The organism is Neobacillus drentensis (assembly GCF_021560175.1).
GTDB classification, from domain to species: domain Bacteria; phylum Bacillota; class Bacilli; order Bacillales; family Cytobacillaceae; genus Neobacillus; species Neobacillus drentensis_A.
Window position 1 is genome coordinate 5,904,922 of record NZ_CP091110.1, and the last position, 18,852, is coordinate 5,923,773.

Annotated in this window: 14 protein-coding genes; 7 read left to right on the forward strand and 7 right to left on the reverse strand. The window is 40.3% G+C overall.

Translation table 11 applies throughout. The annotated features are described in order from the left end of the window. Positions 1 to 9 precede the first annotated feature (9 nt). Both L1999_RS27830 and L1999_RS27835 read right to left on the reverse strand, forming a co-directional pair. On the reverse strand, positions 10 to 1,143 hold the full coding sequence (locus L1999_RS27830) for a YsnF/AvaK domain-containing protein (protein WP_235741493.1): 1,134 nt from the start codon (positions 1,141 to 1,143) through the stop codon (positions 10 to 12). 509 nt (positions 1,144 to 1,652) lie between these two features. Beyond that, the gene (locus tag L1999_RS27835; RefSeq protein WP_235741494.1) at positions 1,653 to 8,198 is read right to left on the reverse strand and encodes a DUF4350 domain-containing protein; all 6,546 of its coding nucleotides are present in this window, start codon (positions 8,196 to 8,198) and stop codon (positions 1,653 to 1,655) included. 271 nt (positions 8,199 to 8,469) lie between these two features. Here L1999_RS27835 and L1999_RS27840 point away from each other — a divergent pair, with 271 nt between their 5' ends. Both L1999_RS27840 and L1999_RS27845 read left to right on the forward strand, forming a co-directional pair. Next, positions 8,470 to 9,651 carry a HupE/UreJ family protein gene (locus L1999_RS27840; protein WP_235741495.1) on the forward strand — a complete coding sequence of 394 codons (1,182 nt, stop codon included), beginning with the start codon at positions 8,470 to 8,472 and terminating at the stop codon, positions 9,649 to 9,651. 567 nt (positions 9,652 to 10,218) lie between these two features. Further along, entirely contained in the window at positions 10,219 to 10,470 is a 252-nt protein-coding gene (locus L1999_RS27845; RefSeq protein ID WP_215046995.1) for a YrhK family protein, read from the forward strand. 479 nt (positions 10,471 to 10,949) lie between these two features. On the opposite strand, the gene L1999_RS27850 is transcribed toward L1999_RS27845, so the two are convergent. From L1999_RS27850 to L1999_RS27860, 3 genes are all read right to left on the reverse strand, one after another. Further along, on the reverse strand, positions 10,950 to 11,879 hold the full coding sequence (locus tag L1999_RS27850) for a C39 family peptidase (protein ID WP_235741496.1): 930 nt from the start codon (positions 11,877 to 11,879) through the stop codon (positions 10,950 to 10,952). A gap of 171 nt (positions 11,880 to 12,050) precedes the next feature. Further along, complete coding sequence (locus L1999_RS27855) at positions 12,051 to 12,356, reverse strand: DUF2653 family protein (RefSeq protein WP_235741497.1); 306 nt, start codon at positions 12,354 to 12,356, stop codon at positions 12,051 to 12,053. Between the two features lie 3 nt (positions 12,357 to 12,359). Then, on the reverse strand, positions 12,360 to 13,031 hold the full coding sequence (locus tag L1999_RS27860; RefSeq protein WP_235741498.1) for a hypothetical protein: 672 nt from the start codon (positions 13,029 to 13,031) through the stop codon (positions 12,360 to 12,362). Positions 13,032 to 13,290: 259 nt separating this feature from the next. Between L1999_RS27860 and L1999_RS27865 the strand changes: the two genes are divergently transcribed. Continuing rightward, on the forward strand, positions 13,291 to 13,737 hold the full coding sequence (locus L1999_RS27865) for an SRPBCC family protein (protein ID WP_235741499.1): 447 nt from the start codon (positions 13,291 to 13,293) through the stop codon (positions 13,735 to 13,737). A 132-nt stretch (positions 13,738 to 13,869) separates the two neighbouring features. On the opposite strand, the gene L1999_RS27870 is transcribed toward L1999_RS27865, so the two are convergent. Next, positions 13,870 to 14,685: a C40 family peptidase gene (locus L1999_RS27870; protein WP_235741500.1), complete on the reverse strand. Its 816-nt coding sequence runs from the start codon at positions 14,683 to 14,685 to the stop codon at positions 13,870 to 13,872. A 253-nt stretch (positions 14,686 to 14,938) separates the two neighbouring features. On the opposite strand from L1999_RS27870, the gene L1999_RS29730 reads away from it, so the two are divergent. The 4 genes from L1999_RS29730 (at position 14,939) to L1999_RS27900 (ending at position 17,517) form a co-directional block, all read left to right on the forward strand. After that, complete coding sequence (locus L1999_RS29730) at positions 14,939 to 16,186, forward strand: C40 family peptidase (RefSeq protein WP_275677279.1); 1,248 nt, start codon at positions 14,939 to 14,941, stop codon at positions 16,184 to 16,186. Positions 16,187 to 16,277: 91 nt separating this feature from the next. Continuing rightward, on the forward strand, positions 16,278 to 16,415 hold the full coding sequence (locus tag L1999_RS27890) for a hypothetical protein (RefSeq protein ID WP_235741501.1): 138 nt from the start codon (positions 16,278 to 16,280) through the stop codon (positions 16,413 to 16,415). Between the two features lie 148 nt (positions 16,416 to 16,563). Next, positions 16,564 to 16,890, forward strand: coding sequence for a hypothetical protein (locus tag L1999_RS27895; protein ID WP_235741502.1), 327 nt, complete (start codon positions 16,564 to 16,566; stop codon positions 16,888 to 16,890). A gap of 189 nt (positions 16,891 to 17,079) precedes the next feature. Continuing rightward, positions 17,080 to 17,517 carry a hypothetical protein gene (locus L1999_RS27900; RefSeq protein WP_345790867.1) on the forward strand — a complete coding sequence of 146 codons (438 nt, stop codon included), beginning with the start codon at positions 17,080 to 17,082 and terminating at the stop codon, positions 17,515 to 17,517. 75 nt (positions 17,518 to 17,592) lie between these two features. On the opposite strand, the gene ftsZ is transcribed toward L1999_RS27900, so the two are convergent. Beyond that, positions 17,593 to 18,756, reverse strand: coding sequence for a cell division protein FtsZ (ftsZ, locus tag L1999_RS27905; protein WP_235741503.1), 1,164 nt, complete (start codon positions 18,754 to 18,756; stop codon positions 17,593 to 17,595). Positions 18,757 to 18,852: the final 96 nt, after the last annotated feature.

Sequence of the window (18,852 nt, forward strand, 5' to 3'; positions counted from 1 at the left end):
TGACAATGATTATTTTTTCTTATTTTTTATTTGATTTTTATTTTCCTCTTTCGAAGAATTTTCGTTACTGTGGATTTCTTCTTTCACATTAGCTACTGTAATCGGTACTTCACTTTCACTTTCATTTATAACAGTAGAACCTGTTTGCACTCCGTTCGCTTCCATCTTATTATTTGAAGATACTTCTGGTTTGTATTTCTCTCCTTTAACAACTAGGGAGCCTGTGCGTTTTTCGCGGGTTTCTTCCTTTTTCTCCTCTTTCATTATGCTTTCAATGTCGGGATTTCCTTCCACTATTAAAATATCTGGGCTTTCCTCTATAACTTCTTCTTGCCCAATATCAGCCTTCAGCAAAGTCACTTCTTCCGTAACCGATGGGACAGAACGTTCCACAATTCGAGCTTCTTCTTTTCTAATAATATCCTGTACTTGCTTTGTTTCTTGAATTTTTCGTTTGCCTACAATCACTTCTTCAACCACTACAGGTCTTTTCGTTACTTCTATTCGTTCTTCCATTATAGGAATACGAATGATTTCATCCTCTGTAAATGCGCTGCCATCATACTTTCCATCAGTGACAGGACGGCGCTCTATATATATTTCTTCACGTAAAAGTGGTACATAAACAGTTCGCTGTTCTTCAACTATTTCTTTTTGGAGCTGTAATTCCCCGACTTGGACACGCTCTTTTATAATATCAAGCTTTTCTTCACGAAGTCGGACAGCTGTTGTTTTTTCGGTCTCAATTTGATCCTCATAAATAGGACTATTGTAAGTTTCATACGTATCAACCAGTAAAATCATTTTTCCATTATTTATTTCCTTTTCACACTGTTTTGCCGTAAATACTGGTAGTCCCCTCTCAATAAGCCTGCTGGACATGGCGTTTGACGGGCTTCCACCCATTCCTATCGTCATCAAGGAAAAAAAGCTTTCCATCATGACACCAGCTAAGGTACTTACCTGTGTATCCGCTTCGACCATGACGCCAGTTTGGGAAGTGATTAACGGAATGTCACTTCGATATTTTGCCACAACCATCATATCTGTTTCCCGATGCCCCTGACGTTTCAAACCTTCAATCGCATACAAGACTTCTTGCTCTGAATAAAATGCTCCAACGATTCTTTTTTCCATGCTCATACTACCACGCCTCCCATAATGTACTAATGCAGTAAAAAAATTACATTGAGGTCTATAGAATGTTTACCCGAGTACTCTTGACTTGAAACATTTGCTAGAAGATATGATAAACACAAAAAAGCCCGTCAATCACACTTGGGAGTTGACGAGTTTTCCTCTATTTCCACGGAATCGAAATATTCCTTAGTTAAATTCATCTTGTTGCAACGGCTCTTTTTTCTTGTTCCACTGGCAGGTTAACTGAAGAAGGAATGGTATAATAATTTAACTTGTTTCTCGACAATTCTAGTATAAAAGAAGTAGGATGTTTGCGTGTATTTTTTTGTCCACTTTTTGTGTTTAGACCCCAACAAATATTATAGCCGCAAAAAAATATCCGGCACGAGGCCGGACAACGATTCTATATAAAGGGGGTCATGAAAAAGGGTTGAATTAGCTTACCTCTTCATGTCCTTATTCTACCCCCTATATATGAACAAACTATTAAAAAATATTTACGTTTTTAAAAACTATTTAGTAGCCTTCCCTGCCGCAACCTCAAATGTTAATTGAGTTCTTGCCTCAGAATACGGTGTGATTAGACCAAAATTAAACTGATCCTTGGCTTCTACAACAACCGTATAGGTTCCAGGAATTTTAGCTGTCCAAGTCAATGTGTTGCTTGTCTCATAGTCTTGTGTGTAGATGACATTTCCCTTTTTATCGATGATGTAGAAACGATATACAGGAGTTCTGCTGCCCTCTGAGACTGCTGTAAATTGAATTGGATCTTTAAATACCTGTGTACCAGGCTTAGCTGTTGTGACACTTACCTTCGTTACTTTTTCATCTGCAACTTTTACACTAGTAGCTAAACTAATGTTACCAGCTGCATCTGTAGCCGTAATGGAGATGGTTGAACCAGCTGGTTGCTTGGCAATGTCAATGGTAAATGTGCCGTCAAAGCCAGCTTTTACTTTCCCAATCTCTAGGTCATTGACCTTCGCTACTACTGTTGCACCTGACTCCGCTGAACCAGTGATTACGCGATCGTTATCGTTTACTGGGTTGATGCTTGGTGCAACTGGAGCTGTTACGTCAATTACAGTTACTTCAGTAGCTACACTATGATTTCCAGCAGCGTCTGTTGCTGTTACGGCAATATTAGTACTTGCTGTTTGTTTTCCAATTGTAATTGTAAACTTACCATCCGCATCTGCTGTGGCGGTACCAATTTCTTTGTCGCCTGCCACTGCTTTTACGGTCGCATTTGCTTCCGTTGTACCCGTGATAACCTCATCTTGATCTGTTACGTTAGTTACAACTGGAGCTTGTGGTGCTGTTCGATCAAGTACGGTTACTTCAGCAGCTTCGCTGACATTACCGGCAGCATCTGTTGCTGTGACGGAAATTCTGCTTCCCGCTGCTTGCTTCTCGATTGTGATCGAGTAATTGCCCGCTTCATCTGCCGTTGCGGTACCAATTACTTCACCAGCAACCTTTGCCTCTACCTTAGCATTCGCCTCGGTTGTACCAGTAATCACAACAGAGTTATCCGTTACCTCATATACTACTGGTGCATCAGGAGCTGTTGCATCACTTACAGTGACTTCAGTAGCTACACCATGATTTCCTGCAACGTCTGTTGCTGTTACGGCAATCTTAGTTCCTGCTGTTTGTTTTTCAATAGAAATCGTAAATTTACCATCTGCATCAGCTGTTGCCGTACCAATTTCTTGGCCGCCTGCTGTTGCTGTTACGGTCGCATTTGCTTCGGTTGTGCCAGAGATTGCTTTATCTTGATCTGTTACCCCATTTACAACTGGTGCTTCTGGAGCTGATGTATCTGTTCCAACCAATTCTTTCGTGTTTCTTACACGGATCCGAGTCCCTTCTGAAAATGATCCAGAAAGACCGACGGCTTCTAACGTGTCGCCTACTTTAAGAACTGGAACAGGACCGCTTTGGTTGACAATGTATCCGTCTGTGAAGAATAACACATCACCAGAGCCATCATTGATCACATAGGAATTATCGTCATACTTTGATACGACTTTTCCTGTTACTTTTACAAGTAGACCTTGGTTTGCAGCAGAGGTTGCTTCACCAGTGCTAACTGTCTTAGGTTGGACTGGATCGCCTGAACCAATTTTAATCACGTCGCTTGCAAAGGTTGTAAATTCTAGTTCTTTGTTATTTTCAAATGTCTTAATGTGACCATGGACACGGACTTTGTCGCCTAGTTTCAGTGAACCTGACGGAACTTCTTGGAATGCCATAATACCGCCTGTTTCATCCTGGAGGTAGAACGCATCAAAGAAATTGTCTGCTCCTGTTGTCACTGTACCCTCTACAACTACATCTGTACCGTCTTCTTTCGAACGGACATCGGCAATTTTGGATACTTTCGTTTCACGATGTGCGAGCCAGTTGACGGCATTTAATGTGAATTCATCATTTCCTTTTGGCTCATATGATTCATCTATTTGTTTGTCATTGAAGATGTTCATACCGGACACGACAATCCGTCCGTTCGATCCAATTTCTTCAGAGGCAATTAATGGAATCGCCGAACCGCCGGTTTCATCGGAAACCGCATCGTAGGTGTATCCGCCTTTGATATTGCCTTGGTAGGTGGTTTCATTTCCTTTTGCAAGGATGGTCACCTTACCAGTATCTGTTAGTGGCTGATTATTTGCGCCTGATAGACTTGAACCGCTGTAGTAATCAATAAAGGATACGCGGTCGGTAATTAAGTTTGAGACTAATCCTGGATGCACTCGGACTGCATATGGGCTGACCTTTGGATCACTCCAGAAGTTACCGCTCTTGCTGTCGTCAAAGACTCCATCACTGCTCATGCGGATCGCCGAGCCCATCTCACCTAATAAGGCATTGTTCATTGTAGGGTCGGTACTGTTATTGCTCTTCCCTGCCATTAACAAGGAACCGCCATTTTTCACAAAATTCGCCACGGCTGTATCTTCTGCAGCAGTTAAGGCTGTTCTTGTGTGGGTGAGTACGAGTACCTTCACACCGGCTAATACCTCATCTGTAAGGGCTGTTTTATTTTCCGTAACGGTATAGCCTTCTTTTTGTAGCATAAGGGTAAATGCTTTTAGGTTATCCTTATATGTTCCACTGTCGCCACTTGTATTTTCATTGCCATGGTTGGCATCAATTAATACTTTCACGCCGAGCGGCTCTTTAATTTTTACTGGTAAGGTAAACTTCGTGTCCCCTAGGTCCAGACCGTCTAATGAGGTAACTACAGCGATTATTTTGTGGTCACCTGTTAATGGGGCAGCCCACGTTGCCGATGCAGTTGCTGAACTCTTCGGTAGAATCGAAGAAATGTTGCTTGTTCCAATTAAGTTGGTTTGGTTTACTTCATCATAATAGAAGTCTACCTTTAGGTTTTTAACTGGTTGTGTACCGTTGTTTGCAACGGTTGCTTTTAATGTTGCCGGGTTACCGCCGATCACGACGCCGCCGTCGACATCAATGCTGTTTACTTTTACATCCACTGGTTCTTCTTTTGACCAGATTGGTGAAGAGTAAATTCGTTCGCCGTCCATTTGGGTTACTTTTACTACAAACCATTGCTGGCCGCCTGTAACTGAATAAGATGGAGTCCAAGTGAAGTCTTTTTCCATCGGCGTAATCGAATCGACCACTTTGCCGCCATTGGTGATTAATTCAACTTTGGCAATTCGGTCGTCTGATTTGTAGCTTGTTGGAAGATAGCTATAATCTGTATCGTTATGAGCTTCTGCCACTAAATCGCTGCCCTTAATGTTAAATTTAAGATTTTTGCTGTCGACGGTTGAACCCATGTAATAACCATTGGCTAAAACGTCTAAGGTGAAGTTCGGATCTTCTTCCATATAAACGCGCATATTACGCATCGAGTGAAGCAGTGATGCCTGTTTAAGGTCGTCTGCAACGATAACCGTACGGGCATTGACTTGACCCCATGTTCCTTCATGGTTGTCTTCACCATATGTTGGTGCGACGTGCCAGCCTAAATCTAAGGCAGAATAGAATTTACCTTCCGCGTTAGCATAGCCGTAGTGGCCGGAACCATTTCCTACCTCTAACATGGTGAATAGCTTGTCTACTTTTGCATCATAAGGCTTAAAGTTGTTGAACGCATTCGCTGACATATCTGGGTGGTTGAATTGGCCCACGATATCGTCGTATGTCATAACCCATGCATAGTACTGGCTTAAGTCTTGGTATTGTTTTCCGTTAATATTTCGGTCGATAAAGTTATCAGTACCGAAGATGTTAGAGTGTCCCCATGTTGTTGAAGTCATCTCAAATGCCGGGAAAACGACATAATCATCGGATGTGTACTTTTTAGCAAGATCTTTTGTTAACTGCCAGTCCGATCCGCCAGAACGTTCTGGTACCGACTTCCCATCTGCTGTTGTACGTGCTACTGTGTCTGTTCCCAATTTTTCAGGGTCGATATCATGAGAGTGATCTGAGAAAGCAAACCAATCGTAATGATGGAACTTACCTGCTTTTAACGCATCTTCAGGTGTACCGGCTGCGTCATGAGAGATATTGGTATGGTTATGGGTTGTCCCACGGTAGTGATTTCCGCCTGTAAAACGTGGAACCACTTCAAATGTCCATTCTTTTTCTGTTAAGTTGCCTTTTGAATCTTTTGCTGAAACCTTTACCTTGTGTGTGCCAAGGGCAAGATCTGTTTCAGGTGTGTATTTTACCTGTGTTTTGCTGATTGTTGCCGCTGGTGCTGTTAGCTCTTGGCCATCCAGCCACATTTGAACAGTTGTTTGGTCGACACCGCTTGCGTCATCAATTAAAGCAGAAATTTCTGGTGTTGGGCTTTCTATTTTTGTTGTATCCTGTGGTGTTAAACCTGAAATTTCTGGTCCAGTGGTATCTTCAATTAGGGTTACTGGATATGGAGCTGCACTGGTTCCAGCTGTTTGTACTTGTTCACCTGCTTTTGCTTCGATGTAATAGTCAAAGCCGTTTTGAGGGACATTGGCTGCTGTTAATGTAGCCGTATAGCGCCCGTCGCCTCCGTTTACCATTGGTAATGCTGTATAACCGGTTGTACCTGTTGCTCGGTAGTAAAGTGTGACCGATTCAGCACCATCAGCATTGGCTTCAAATTCTACATTTGCATCTTTGTAGACTTTTGTTAATGCTGTGTGTGTGATGCCTAAAATTGGTGCAATATCACTTACCGCACGCGGATATAATTGATACCCGGATGTAAGTTGTGTTTTGTTGGTTGTATATTGACCTAAAATACCAGTAACTGTGTAGCTTTTGCCTACGACTAAATCGTTATCTGGAACAATTCCTGTCGTGCTCATCACCCGCAATGTGGTTGCTTTGTTGTTTTCATCGACAAAGGTCACATTGTAGTTCGGAGGTGTGCTTGCTGTCGCAGAAACCTTACCTGTAATGGTTACAAGACTTCCTTCTAGCGGTTCAGCTGTGGCAAAAGTTGTTGAATCAACGATTGATAATGATTTGGAATCAGGGATTGGATTCCCTTCACTTAATTTTACAATTGCGGTAGGTTCAAATTCAGTTAAGCCGTTATAAACAAGAACTTTACCCGTAATTCTTAGCTTATCCCCTTTTGTTACCTTAAATGGTGTTTCATAAGCCGTACTGAAAATATTAATTCCAGCTGTATCGTCTTGAAGATAGAAGTTTTGTTTCTGTGCTCCAAGAATCTGGTTATCAACAGTGGCAACGCCTTCAATAGTAAAATATTTATCTACATTTAAAGGCTGACCATTGGAATTATATGAACGAACTTCATTTAGTTTTGTAATCTGTGTGGTATCCGCTTTTGTTACGGAAACAGGATTACTTTCTAGCATGATGCCTTTTGTAGAACTTGTTTTTTGAGTGACTGATACGGTATCAGGAGCATTGTTAATGGTAGCCGAGAATTCTCCTTGTGTACCTGCTTTAATTTCTTCGGTATTTAATTTCGTGTTTGTTGGTGAGTACACATTAATGGTGGCATTTGCAGAAGCCGCTCCTGCACTGCCGATTAATGTTCCGACGCCATTTGCTACTGCATAGCTAAGTTTCGCTTGTTGAACATCTGTACTAGCGATTGCTGCATTAATTTGGATGGCAGCACTTTCTGCCAAACCACTTTGGGTTGCAGCAATATAAACAGATGTTAAGTTAGTGCCAGCTGGCAAGTTAAGTTCAAAAGAACCGTCTGCCTTTGCCGTCGCTGATGCCAGTGCCGTACCTTTTGCTGCACTTGCATAGGCTTTTACCGTTGAATTCGCTTCCACTGCTTCTGACAGCCCGGTAACTTTGTCTGTTGTATATTGAATATTATTTCCTTTTGGCTGCAAGCTGGTTACAGGAACCATTGGAGCTTCTGTTGGGCTTGCTGTGTTTCTAGGAGTTGGTGAAACTGTAACAAAATCAGCTGCATTATCGTCTGTATCCCATGCATTACCAAGACCTTGAGCCGGTGCTGTATTGGCATACGGTATACGGACTGCACTTAATGTCGCTGATAGTGATTTTGTTGGGCCAGTTGTCCCTTCGTAACCAACGGTCCCTGTTCCATATCCGACAAAATCGATTACACCTGTTGGATATTGTCCCGAAACAGCAGTGGTAGAGTTAACTAGGACCACTTTGCCTGTACCTGCCCCCATTGCAAGAGAGCCAGTCACGTCAGCTGTTGGTAACGGCTTGTCCTTTACTGTAGTACCTATTGCCCCTTGAATTAAAAAATAACCGTGAGATTTTATCGTACCTGTTACGATAGGAGTGACGCTCCATCCCGTACCAGTTGAGCTCGCATATTGAACTGACCATCCATCCAAGGAAACATCCTTATCTGTTGGATTGTATAATTCAATAAAATCATTTGAATAAGTAGCCCCGCTGTTACCTCCAGCCCCATACACTTGGGAGATCACCACATGATCAGCCTGCTCAGCATGAGCTCTGCCTATTAAACTACTCGGCAAAAATGTACCAATTAATAGAAGTGCTGCCATGAACGAACTTGTCCATCGCTTAAACTGCCTATTCTTCCCCTTCATTCATTCTCCACCCTTTTATAGTTTTTTCGACAAAAAGTAGATCGAAATCCCCTTTCTTTCTGAATAATTTCAATTACACTACTATTCTACAAAATTTTAAATTACAATGATATATTGTTTGTCAGATTTATGAACTTTATTTATTTAGTAGTTATTTCCATGTATACAAATGGGTTTAAAATATGTTTATATAGAAATATATTTGGGGTTTTTTCCACTCTATAACCCTATACTTACATTATTTAAATATAGTAATTTCAGGAGGAATACTGTGCCTATATTTTTCGACAAACAGCGAATCAGACCTCTAATCTTTGTATTATTGACCATTCTATTAGTTTGGATTTCTATTCCTTCTAAAGCGTCCGCACATGCTTACAGTGCGAGTTATACAAAGATAACAATGAACAGTAAACACACAGAACTTGTCTTTACGCTGGATACATTGTCTATTCTTGAATTATTACCCTCAATTGATGCAAATAAAAACTTTGTCCTTGAAAAATCGGAAATCACTAAAAACAAACATCATCTCGAAGAGCTAATTGAGGAAGGCCTGACACTTGACAAAGGAAACAAGGAGCAAACTCCTAAAATAACAAGTATGAAACTTGTTAAAAAGGAAAATAAAGAATTTCTTTCTACTTATATGACGTTCCCGGCCTTTTCACCTGGTGACACGATTAACTATAATGATGGTTTTTATTTTCATGACACCGGCACCAACTATGTCGACCTGATCACAGCTACGATTAATGGGGAATCAACCGAAGGTGTCTTACAAGGAAAAGAGCGGACCTGGACGGTTTTAGTAACGGAAATTCAGCAGGAGCAAGGGCAAACGGCACAGCCTGATTCTCATCAAGTGCAGCCGAAGCCGGCCGCACCCCCTGTTGAAAAAACGCCTAGCACATCTTGGTTTTCCTTTTTTAAACTAGGCATGCTTCATATTTTAACTGGTTATGATCACCTGCTATTTTTGCTGGCTTTACTGCTGCGAAAGCAAACCTTTAAACAGTATGCGGCAATTGTTACGTCGTTTACGATTGCCCATAGTATTACGCTTAGTCTGGCGGTATTGGGGTGGGTTACGCTCCCTTCTCGTTTTGTCGAGGCCGTGATTGCCTTTAGTATTTGTTATGTCGCGCTGGAGAATATTTTTAGAAAAGAAATCCGCTATCGCTGGAGCATCACGTTCCTGTTTGGTTTGATTCACGGCCTTGGCTTTGCGACAATTTTAAAAGAGATGGCCATTCCGAAGAGTCATTTGGCTGTGGCACTGATTAATTTCAATCTGGGGATTGAAGCGGTTCAGCTGACGATTGTCTGTCTGCTGCTTCCGTTATTATCGTACTTATTTAAGTTGAAGAACTCTGGAAAAGTAGTCACCTACGGTTCGTATGCGATTGTGGCGTTAGGTGCGATTTGGCTGTTCCAGCGGTTGTTCCTATAATTTATAAACCTGGACGTATCTAACCCTGTAAAAAGTTATCCATAAGTAGTAAATCTATCATTTCCTAGAACACAAAAAAGGCGTATGAATTGGCATACGTCTTCTTTCAATGTTTAAAAAATCATTACTGGTTCTTTTTGACATCTTGAATGATACTATTTTTAGTCATTTCACTTAATGTCGAATATGGTATTCAGAAAGGATCTTCGTTACCAATTTAGGATTTTTATATCTACTAGCAGGAGAAATGTTTGATGGCATAAAAAAATTGTTACTTTCCACTATCAATGGGGTAGTACATTCGTAAAGGGATGTTTGTTGTGTCTGCACAAGAAAAGATACAGGCCCAAGTTTTTGGTTGTAAAAGGTTCATTACTTAATAGCCAAGAAATTCCGGTCGATTAAAAAAACAAAGGAAATGGAGTTTTTCGTTTCCTTTGTTTTCTTTTTTGCCCGTTGGCAACTTCTTAATTGGAGTAATCTCCTTATGTCATTAGTCTCATTACAGATTTTTAGGGATTTTAATGAAATGATATTATTTGATATACCTTTCACAGGAGGCTGCAAATGTTTAAAATAAAGTTTCAGAAAAGAACTATTAAAGTAAAAGCCGGTCCTTTCAGCTTATTTATTAAAAGGAATTTTAAGGTGATCTATACATTAAACGATATTTTGTTAGGGCTTGAATTTTTAATAGGAAGTGTATTATTTCTTTTTCCATCTACGGAAACTCTAGCTGTTTGTCTATTTATAACAGGAAGTACCCAAATGCTTATACGTCCTGTAATCCGTTTATTTAATGAAATCCAATTAAAATAAAAAGTTACCTAATACCACTATCGAGGGATGGCTTTATGACACTGGAAAGCAGCTGACCATAAAATAGGATGCTACCAAATGAAATTGGAGGCATCCTATTTTTCTTTGAACAGAAGAAACATTCCCCTAGGCTAAAAATACAATTTTAATTCTTGGCTGGGCGGGTTGCGTACAATCTGTTCCGGCAGGAAAGGCCACGGTAAATGAAGAGCTCTTTCATTGCCCGACGGGGTGAATTTTATCCCGACACGGTAAATGAAATGCCTTTTCTTTGCCCGATGAGATGCATTTATCCCCGACACGGTAAATGAAATGCCTTTTCTTTGCCCGATGAGATGCATTTACCCCCGACACGGTAAATGAAATGCCTTTTCTTTATGGAAAAAGCACATCTGTTTGAGGGATCATGCATCCCGTAGTATTCGTATGAAGATATTGCACACGACAGAAATACCTTCCGCATTTTCTTCAAGTGAACTTTATTTTATTATGACGATTGCTTGGCTTCCCATCTGTTCCCAAGCTTTAATAAAGGTAGACTTGTTTAATTTTTGATTTTTATTGCCATAAGGGTTATTTATATAAATATAGTTTTGATCATAACCGGTAATCACAACACTATGCTCGCTATACGTAATTCGAATCGGTCCCTGTGGTGTATTCCACGACTGGAAATTAGATACCGGTGCAAAGGTGGTTGTTGTTATAATCCAAACTGGCAGCCCTTTCCCGACATAGCTTAATACTTCAGAAAATGGCTTCTTCGTTAGGTTAACCGCTTTATTCCCTACATATTTTTTCGCAAGTGATAAAACGGGACCATTGTATACCGCTAGCCCTGGTCCGTTTGCCATATCACCTACAAACCCTACATTTGGGTTTCCCTTTAAGCCATTACTGTACGTCCAAGGAACTTTACTCACCTGGTTTGCTAATGTATTTTTCGTCACTTTCACACCGTGGTAGTTTAAAACCATCGCTAAACTGGTTATCTCACATCCATTTTTTAAACGAGGGGCAGCATTTTGATTAATCAGTGGAACATTCAATACCATGCTGTTGCTTTGACTTTGAATGTTTATCCCAAGCGCTTTTGCTGTAGCCGGGCCTACAATTCCATCTACTTGTAAATGGCGAGCTTTTTGGAATTGCTTGACCGCATTTTCTGTATTAACTCCAAAGACTCCGTCTATTCCTTTTGTGTTATATCCAAGCGATGTCAGTTTTCTCTGCAGCTCTGTTACAGAAGGTCCTCGGCTTCCTCTTTTAAGAATGACCCCACTAGTACTAGTACTCACGGAAATAGATCCTCCGGTTGCTGCGGACGCGGAATCTACGGGCACACCCATCCCCAAACTAAACACCAGCAGGAACGCCATGGCAAAAAGACTGAACCATTTTCTCTGCAACTTGTTTCCCCCCCAAACTTCTAATCTAATAATCTAGGCAAAATTCCACCACTGACTATATTTTACCATTTTTGCCCATGATTAAACTTAAATCCCGCCGGTATTTTTTTAATTATTTTAAACATTTAAAAAATAACTTTCTTAGATTCCCCCAAAAGATTGAAACATGGATTACCGTTCATTTACGAAAATTTCAGCAAAGAACCCTTCTGTTTTTGTGAATCCTACGTTTCCATACATCGCTTCACGATTGAAGCTGTGATATTCTTCTAGGAATTGAAAAATTCCCTCTAAGATTTCATCATTGTCGTACTTATGTGTCTGACCACCATGCGTGGAAGCTTTTGCAATAATATCTCCGTTATCCTTGGCGTCAATTTCCTTCACATCCACATCTTCTGGACGACAGTTCCTTTGATTTGCCACAAATACACAAATCCCATCTACGACTTCTTGTTCATTTAATTTCAGTTTCATCGTTTAAAATCTCCTTGTATAGACTGTTCTACCACTTTTGTTCCTTCTTACCAATGCGTATAGTAAATAAATCACTACGATTACTATTATGAGATCAATGATCCAGGCTATTGGTGAAGGACCGTAATTGGTGTAATGTCCACCCGTATAATAAGTTGCTCCCCAAGGATGGAACATACTTCCCATGAACATCCCCATTGTAAATCCGTGGTAATAACCAAACCAACCAAACGGTGAATATCCCGCATGATAATAGTGATGGACACTTACGGGGTGACCACGGTAATATCCCTTTGTCGTGTTACCTGAGTAGACTTTGCCTGATACCGTTGAAGTTCTGCCTGAGAAAGAACCTGACCTTTGATAACGGTTTGTGGTGCTCTTCGTACTCGTTCCTCCTGAAGAATGAGAGGAACTCTTTGTGCTCGAACCTCCCGAAAAGGAAGAACTTTTGGAACCAGAACTTCTTGTACTTGAACTGCTGGATGAGGAACGTCTAGTGCTTGAACCACTGTAGGAGGAACCATGTGATGAACCACTGTAACTGCTGCCGTGAGAACTAAATGAGCCGTGGGAACGAGAAGAACTTCCTCCTCTAAATCCTGCTGCGTCAACCATGTTCGGAATAAGCAATAGTAAGGACAATAAGAGCGTAAAAAATACTTTGCGTATCATTTTGCATCCCCTTTCTTTCTATACTTATAGATAACTCTTCTTGTATCACCTATATTTACCACTGTTATTAATATACAAATCATACAATTTTTTATGGTGAAAATCTTAGTTTATTGAAAAATTTATGATTCTCAGCTCAAGAGTTAATAAGATTATTAGAAAAAAGAAAGCTAGGAGTAATGAGGGATGTAAGTTTATGTCTTTTATGTCATAATTATTTTATATTTACACTACATAAGTTGTGAAAGTGAGGATCATAATGGCAACAGGAGCACATACAGTAGAAATTCCAGTAAATGTTCAAGCAGTTTGGGATTACGTCAGTGACCTTGAAAAATGGGCAACAACCGTACCAGCCTATAAAGAGCATACAATCATAAATGACCAGCAGTCTATTTGGACATTTGAAGGTAGTTTGAAAGGGATTAAAAAAACAATCCAAGCGCAGGTAGACATTACCGAATGGAATGAACCTTCAAATATTAAGTTTGATCTAAAAGGTTTATCCGATAATTTTACAGGAAGCGGTCACTTTATTTCAGAAGATGGTAATGGTAAAACCACCATGACTTGTACAGTGGAAGTCCGTGCCGGCGGGTTATCGGGTGCAGTGTTAACGCCAATTATTAAATGGGCTGTTCCCAAAGTAGCCTCTCGTTTAACCGAATCCATTGCACGTAAAATTGAGTATGCTCATAGTTATTAAAGATTGGGAATCTCCTCATCAGAAAAGAATCAGATTTACCCATCTTTCTGATACGACAAAGTGGTCCTATTCTTTGAATGCTGAATAATAAAAAACCCATCTTCAAAATCGAAGATGGGTTTTCACATTCTATTATAATTGTCTTGCTCCAAGATAACGAGCTTTCCAATAGGAGTTACTCATGGCCGTAATTTGGACACCGCTAGATGCGGAATGTATGAACTGACCATTCCCAATATAGATTCCCATATGTGAAGGACCATTCGTATAAGTATGGTAATAAACGAAATCACCAACCGAGATAGAAAACACTGGTTTCGTTGTCTTCCAATACCCATCAACCGTCAGGCGGGGAGCGGGTTTTTGTTTATTTATCAAGTAGTGAATAAATCCACTGCAGTCAAATCCTTTTGGCGTAATTCCTCCCCATCTGTAAGGAGTGCCAATTACTGCTTTTGCGTCTGAAATTAACTTGCCTTTATTAATGGTGGACGCTGCCGGTTTAGCCGCCACTGTTGTCGTGGTTTTTGGTGCGGCCGTTGCAGGAGCCCCATTCACTTTTAATTTTTGGCCTATTTTAAGCTTGTCCGATGTTAGACCATTCCACGCTTTAAGTTGGGCCACTGTTGTTTTATATTTCTTGGCAATCGCTGACAAGCTATCACCTGATTTAACCGTGTAGACTACTGAAGCCGAGCTGGTTGTAGGTTTAGCCGCAGCGACGACCTTGCCTTTTTCAGGAATGATGATATTCTGACCTATTTTAATTCGATCACTTGATAGTTTATTAGCCGCCTTAATTTCTGATACTGATAGATTATATTGTTTAGAATACTTCGATAAAGTATCCCCGCTTTTAACTTTTATTGTGGCAGCCATGGCTGAAGTGCTATATAATGATGTCCCAAATACGGTAGCAGTAATGAACGTTAACAATTTCTTTTTCATACTTTCCCCCAAATGATTTAATCTATTTCCAGTTTACAACTTTTTTGGAAGAATGCCAGATTATGTCGAAAACGTTATCAAAATGTAATCCTTCTGTAATGTTTTGTCGTTTAATTTCTAAAAATTTGGGTAAAGCGGAAATCAATCCTGTTACATTAAAATTCTATGAGAAATTTGGGGAATTTTTCTGAAAATACTAGCAAACTATGGTAAAATTAATAAAAATATGTAAATATGAGGTGATTTCTCCTAGATGAAGAAAACAATCGTTCGAACTCTATCGACAACAGCTCTCTTTTCTTGCGTTTTTGCTGGTTCCGCAATGGCGTCCACATATAAGGTTCAAAAAGGTGATAGTCTTTCAAAAATTGCCTCAGATAACAATACGAGTGTAGAAAATATCAAGAAATTAAATGATTTAAGCTCTGATCGGATTTACGTCAATCAAACGCTCCAGCTTTCCTCTAATACACCAGCTGCCTCCGTTCAGGCAGTTCAGCAAACGACTTATAAGGTTGTTAGCGGCGATGCTTTAATTAAAATCGCCAACCGCTTTCATGTTTCAGTCGGTGAGCTGCAGCAGTGGAATAGTCTGAAGGGAACAATTATTTATGTTGGACAAACGCTGAAGGTATCTGCTCCTGGGAAAACAGTGACGGTGTCCGCACCGACTACCACTGTACCCGCGGCTACGACAACGACCAAAGTTCCGGCTCCTTCTGCAACACAGCCAACTGCCACTTATACGGTAAAAAGTGGAGATTGTCTAAGTGAAATTAGCAGTCAATTTGGGATGACCGTTGCGCAATTGAAAACACTCAATAACTTGAAATTAGATTTAATTTATGTCGGGCAGACATTAAAGGTTTATGCGAAGCAGACTAGTACGCCAGCTCCCGCTGTGCCAGCCGCTCCTTCTGCTAAGCCTCAGGCGGCCACTCCAACGGGTGTCACTAGTAATTACATTGTCAAAAGCGGAGACACACTTGGAAAAATTGCGGTCACCTACGATATGACCGTCCAAGAATTAAAGTCACTCAACCACTTATCATCTGACCGGATTTATGTCGGGCAAACGCTGAAGGTGACAGGCACCGTTAAGCCTGTAACGGCCCCAGCGCCGGTAACGCAGACAGATGCTGCCGCACAGATCGTTTCAATTGCTAAAAGTTTAATCGGGGTCCCTTACGTCTGGGGTGGAAGTACGGCCTCTGGTTTTGATTGCAGCGGATTTATTTATTATGTGGCCAATAAAGCGGGTAAATCATTGCCTCGTACTTCGGCTGCGGGTTATTATGACCGAACCTATTATGTGAATTCACCTAAAGCCGGTGATATTGTATTTTTTGAAAATACATATAAACAAGGAATCTCCCATTTAGGTATCTATCTTAACGACAATCAATTTATCCATGCCGATGAAAAGCACGGCATTATGATTTCCAATTTAAACAGCCCTTATTATACGGCCCATTTCGCGGCTTTTAAACGTTTCTATTAAAATCTCCCCATGTGGGAGATTTTTCTATGTATAAAAGAGTGCTAGATTGGGAATAGTACTAGTAAAGACATTTACAAGGGAGATGGGAGAAATGAACAGTCAATTATCACTATTAACGGAGTTTGTTAACGAAGATGGATTTGAATTGAACAGCTATCTTACTCACTTATTTGAACAATTTACTACTCTATCAAATAATGATGACCTAAATACTGAGCCAACCCTGTAGCGAACGAGGGTTGGCTTTTTTTTATTTACAGACTCCTTCCTTTAAAAATTACCCCGAAATAAAAATGTAAATATTCTGTCACGGTAATACCGTTGAAGTTAGGAATTTGAAGGAGTAAGCTTTACTTACTATTTGAGGAGTGATTAACTTGAAAACAGTTTCCGTACATAAGCTAGCGTTTAAAAAACATTTATCGATGATTGAGCAATTTTCAATCAAAGATTTCCTATTTAAATGGGTTGGTAGACCACCAGAAGGATTAGATGACATTCTGCCGCTCGAGTACACAGAAAGTGTCTTTGCGAAGATGGAAGCAAAACAAGGAACATCCTTTCTAATTAATGAGGATGAACATTTTAGATATGCAACCATTACAGAGGATAATCAAATTGTTATCGGTATTTTAGATTCCACTGAAGAGTTACAGCATCGAATCCTTTCTCTGGATGAGGTTTTAGCAGGTAAGCACTTGTAAGGTGCTTACCTCTTTTTTGCGGCATAAAATAGTAGCTGTTGCTTTCACTAATCAACTTTGCACCAAACAGGTAATGGTTCGATCCTGACATAGGTATAAAGGATAAAGGAAAATAGCAGGATTTACTTTCTACCTTTATTTTTTAAAAATAAAGATAGGAAAGGTATCATATTCTTCGGAAAGGTAGTGATGGAAAAGTTGCTTTATATATGGGATATTGAGGAAATCATTAAAAATACATTGCAAGAGCACAAATTAGACATTAATTATGAATTGAACAACAAACTACCTGCACCTATGAGTTATAACGTTTCGACAAATACGATTAAGTTTAACTACCTGCAAATAAACGGATACATCGCCAATATTAACTTTAAAATTAAAGAGACGGATGAAGACTGTGTTAAACTCATTCTTTTTCATCAGCTCGGCTACTTTTTAGATTTTAAGAAAAACAAACATGATTTGCGGACTCTCAAGTATGGTGAGGATGAAGAAAAAGAACAGCTTCTCGCTTTAATAGAAAGGAATTCCTGGGAATACGGCAGGACCTTTGTACCTGAGAAACTATTAAAATCATATGATAAAGTACGTTCAATCGATAAAATGCTGCTAAAAAACTATTGAATTGTTCTACTATTGTAATTAAAAATTCCTGCTTTTTAATCGGAAGCAGGAATTTTTGCATTTTTAATAAAATGTTCAAGATCGTCTTTTTCGATTACGCAAGAATGTAGGAATATCCAGAGTTTTTGCAGGGTTTTCTGAGTGCCGGTCATACTCTTGAACGGGTTCGCCATGGGTTACCAGATTAGATCGTTTACGTCGTTCCCTTTGATATGGATTAGCCATTTTTTCCACTGGTGGCAGAGAAGGATTATGTAATTCTTCTGTACTCTCTTTTTTATCCTCTTGCTCCGTAAATCCAGTGGCAATAATCGTTACAATCATTTCATCCTTTAGATTTTCGTTAATGACTGAGCCAAAAATCATATTTAATTCCTCGTGAGACGCAGAAGCAACAATTTCAGCTGCCTCCTGTACTTCAAATAGACTTAGATTCTGTCCGCCCGTTATGTTCATAATGACACCCTGTGCTCCATTGATGGAAGTTTCGAGTAATGGACTATTTAAGGCTTTCTCGGCAGCCTCGGCGGCGCGATTGTTCCCCGTCGCAATACCAATCCCCATTAATGCTGTTCCTTTATGGGACATGACCGTTTTCACGTCAGCAAAATCAAGATTGATTAAACCAGGGACAGCAATTAAATCGGAAATTCCCTGCACACCTTGGCGAAGTACAGCATCCGCCTCACGGAAGGCATCAATCATAGGAGTATTCTGATCGACAATCTCCAATAAGCGATCGTTTGGAATAATAATTAAGGTATCAACCGCTTCCCTCATTTCGTCAATTCCACTTTCCGCGTTTACTGCACGTCTGCGGCCTTCAAATTTGAAAGGACGTGTCACAACACCAATGGTCAGGGCACCTAACTTTCGGGCAATTTTTGCAATGGCAGGGGCTGCACCTGTGCCAGTCCCACCGCCCATTCCGGCCGTAACGAAAACTAGGTCGGCGCCTGATAATACTTCTTCCATCTGCCTTTTGCTTTCTTCCACCGCTAACTTTCCTATTTGCGGATTTGCACCTGCTCCTAAGCCTTTCGTCAAGGATTGACCGATTTGCATCTTGGTGTCTGCTTTCGATTGATGAATCGCTTGGGCATCTGTATTAACGGCAATAAATTCTACACCTTCCACTCCGTCGGCAATCATACGGTTTACGGCGTTGTTTCCCCCGCCGCCAACACCGATCACTTTAATCGTGGCCAATTGGTCCCTCTTCATATCAAATTCCAACATGTTCTCTCCTCCTCGTTATCCAAACTGATTTGTTTCTGCACAAATCAAGGTTACTCGAAGAACTCTTTATACTTTTTTATGTTTAGTAGACTAGCA

Bases quoted from the DNA above. Each gene is read 5' to 3' on its own strand.
- L1999_RS27830 (WP_235741493.1), bottom strand. From the start codon at position 1,143: ATGAGCATGGAAAAAAGAATCGTTGGAGCATTTTATTCAGAGCAAGAA.
- L1999_RS27835 (WP_235741494.1), bottom strand. From the start codon at position 8,198: ATGAAGGGGAAGAATAGGCAGTTTAAGCGATGGACAAGTTCGTTCATG.
- L1999_RS27845 (WP_215046995.1), top strand. From the start codon at position 10,219: ATGTTTAAAATAAAGTTTCAGAAAAGAACTATTAAAGTAAAAGCCGGT.
- L1999_RS27855 (WP_235741497.1), bottom strand. From the start codon at position 12,356: ATGAAACTGAAATTAAATGAACAAGAAGTCGTAGATGGGATTTGTGTA.
- L1999_RS27860 (WP_235741498.1), bottom strand. From the start codon at position 13,031: ATGATACGCAAAGTATTTTTTACGCTCTTATTGTCCTTACTATTGCTT.
- L1999_RS27865 (WP_235741499.1), top strand. From the start codon at position 13,291: ATGGCAACAGGAGCACATACAGTAGAAATTCCAGTAAATGTTCAAGCA.
- L1999_RS27870 (WP_235741500.1), bottom strand. From the start codon at position 14,685: ATGAAAAAGAAATTGTTAACGTTCATTACTGCTACCGTATTTGGGACA.
- L1999_RS29730 (WP_275677279.1), top strand. From the start codon at position 14,939: ATGAAGAAAACAATCGTTCGAACTCTATCGACAACAGCTCTCTTTTCT.
- L1999_RS27890 (WP_235741501.1), top strand. From the start codon at position 16,278: ATGAACAGTCAATTATCACTATTAACGGAGTTTGTTAACGAAGATGGA.
- L1999_RS27900 (WP_345790867.1), top strand. From the start codon at position 17,080: ATGGAAAAGTTGCTTTATATATGGGATATTGAGGAAATCATTAAAAAT.
- ftsZ (WP_235741503.1), bottom strand. From the start codon at position 18,756: ATGTTGGAATTTGATATGAAGAGGGACCAATTGGCCACGATTAAAGTG.